2 protein-coding genes are annotated in these 1,863 nt (G+C 76.8%); both read left to right on the forward strand.

The window, feature by feature from the left end:
• Window positions 1-575 (forward strand): phosphodiester glycosidase family protein (locus ABD317_RS36445; protein WP_344296275.1); only part of this gene is annotated, 575 nt, incomplete at its 5' end.
• A gap of 67 nt (window positions 576-642) precedes the next feature.
• Window positions 643-1,653, forward strand: coding sequence for an alpha/beta hydrolase (locus ABD317_RS36450; protein ID WP_344296277.1), 1,011 nt, complete (start codon window positions 643-645; stop codon window positions 1,651-1,653).
• The last annotated feature ends 210 nt before the right edge of the window (window positions 1,654-1,863 follow it).

The following is a 1,863-nucleotide window of genomic DNA, read 5'->3' on the forward strand; positions in this document are numbered from 1 at the left end:
ACGCCCGCGGGCGCGTCGTCGAGGTGCGTCCGCCGCCCGGCGGCCCGCTGCCCGCCGGCGGCGGCTCCGTCCTCGCCACCGGCGAGCACGCCGGCCGCCTGCTCGGCCTCGCGCGCACCGGCGAGCGGCTGCGCGTACGCCACGGGCTGCGCGACGACCGCGGGCGCCCGGTCGCCACCCCGCCCGGCACGGCGGTCGTGAACGGCGGCCCCGAACTCGTCCGCGACGGGCGCACGCACGTCACGCCCGCCGCCGACGGCATGCTCCAGCCGGGCAACCCGAGCTTCTACTACGGCTGGATGCACAAGCGCAATCCGCGTACCCTCGCCGGCGTGGACGCCGCCGGCCGCACCGTCCTCGTCACCGCCGACGGCCGCGCCACGGACTCGCTCGGCCTGAGCATCCCCGAGAGCGCCGACGTCGCCCGCGCGCTCGGCCTGCGCGACGCCGTGAACCTCGACGGCGGCGGGTCGACCACGATGGCGGTCGGCGACCAGGTGATCAACGATCCGTCCGACGGGGCGGGGGAGCGGCCGGTCGGCGACGCGCTGCTGATCCTGCCGGACCGGCGCTGACCGGAGAGCCCAGAACAGACACGTCCGAACCCGCACGGCCAGCGACCCACCACCGACGGGAGCCGCCATGACAGCAGTTCCGACCGTGAGAAACCGCGTGCTGCTCGTTCTCTCCGCCCTGCTCCTCGCCCTCGTCCCCGCCGCCCCGTCGCTCGCCTCGGCGGCGCCGGAAGCCGCCGCGGCGGGCGGCCGCGGGGGAGGGGCCGAGGTCGTCGGCGTCACCCGGGCCGGCGACCGCCTGGTCGACCTGTCGGTACGCTCCCCGTCCCTCGGCGGCCGCACGGTCCCCGTACGCCTGCTCACCCCCGACGGCTGGGACCCGGACGACCCCGCGCAGCACTGGCCCACCCTGTGGCTGCTCCACGGCTGCTGCGGCGACTACACGTCGTGGATCTCCGCGACCGACGTCGAGGAGACCGACAGCCTGCGCGACGTGCTCGTCGTCATGCCCGAGGCCGGCTGGAACGGCTGGTACAGCGACTGGTGGAACTTCGGCGCCGGCGGCGACCCGGCGTGGGAGACCTTCCACACCCGCGAGCTGCGCCGGCTGCTGGAGCGCGACTGGGGGGCGAGCGGCAACCGCGTCGTCGCGGGCCTGTCGATGGGCGGCCAGGGCGCGCTCATGTACGCCGCCCGGCACCGCGGCATGTTCCGTGCCGCCGCCTCCTACTCGGGCGCCGCGCACCCGCTGCTCGACGACGAGTCCGTCGACCGCATCATGGGCTTCTTCGCCGGCCGGGGCGACGACCCGCGCCGCGTCTGGGGCGACCCGGTCGCCCAGCGCCGCATCTGGGCCGCCCACGACCCGTACCACCTGGCGAAGAGGCTGAAGTCGACGCCGCTCTACCTCTCCTGCGGCGACGGCACCGCGGGGCCCTTCGACCCGCCGGACGCCACGAGCGCCCTGGAGGCGGACTTCAACCGCCAGAACCACGCCCTGGCCGCGGCACTCAAGAGGGCCGGCGCCAAGAAGGTGACCACCCACTTCTACGGTGCCGGCACGCACCGCTGGGAGTACTGGGAGCGGGAGCTGCACGCCTCGCTGCCGATGCTGCTGGACGCCCTGAAGGTCCGCTGACGGACGGCCCGCGGGCGGACGGCCTGCGGGCGGCGGGCCGCTTCACGGCGGCCCGTCGCCCAGCAGCATCACCGCGCCGGGGGTGCTCACCGCCGGGCGCGGCGCTCACGTGCCGGGGCTGCCGCCCTCACCCGCTGGGCCCCCGCCGGGCTTCCGTCGTGCACCGCCGCCGCGCAGCTGCGCCGCCAGGGCGGCGATGCCGTCGGGGCC

The sequence above is a fragment of the Streptomyces synnematoformans genome, assembly GCF_039531005.1.
Classification (GTDB): domain Bacteria; phylum Actinomycetota; class Actinomycetes; order Streptomycetales; family Streptomycetaceae; genus Streptomyces; species Streptomyces synnematoformans.

Excerpts from the sequence above, each read along its gene's own strand:
- ABD317_RS36450 (WP_344296277.1), top strand. The coding sequence starts at position 643 with ATGACAGCAGTTCCGACCGTGAGAAACCGCGTGCTGCTCGTTCTCTCC.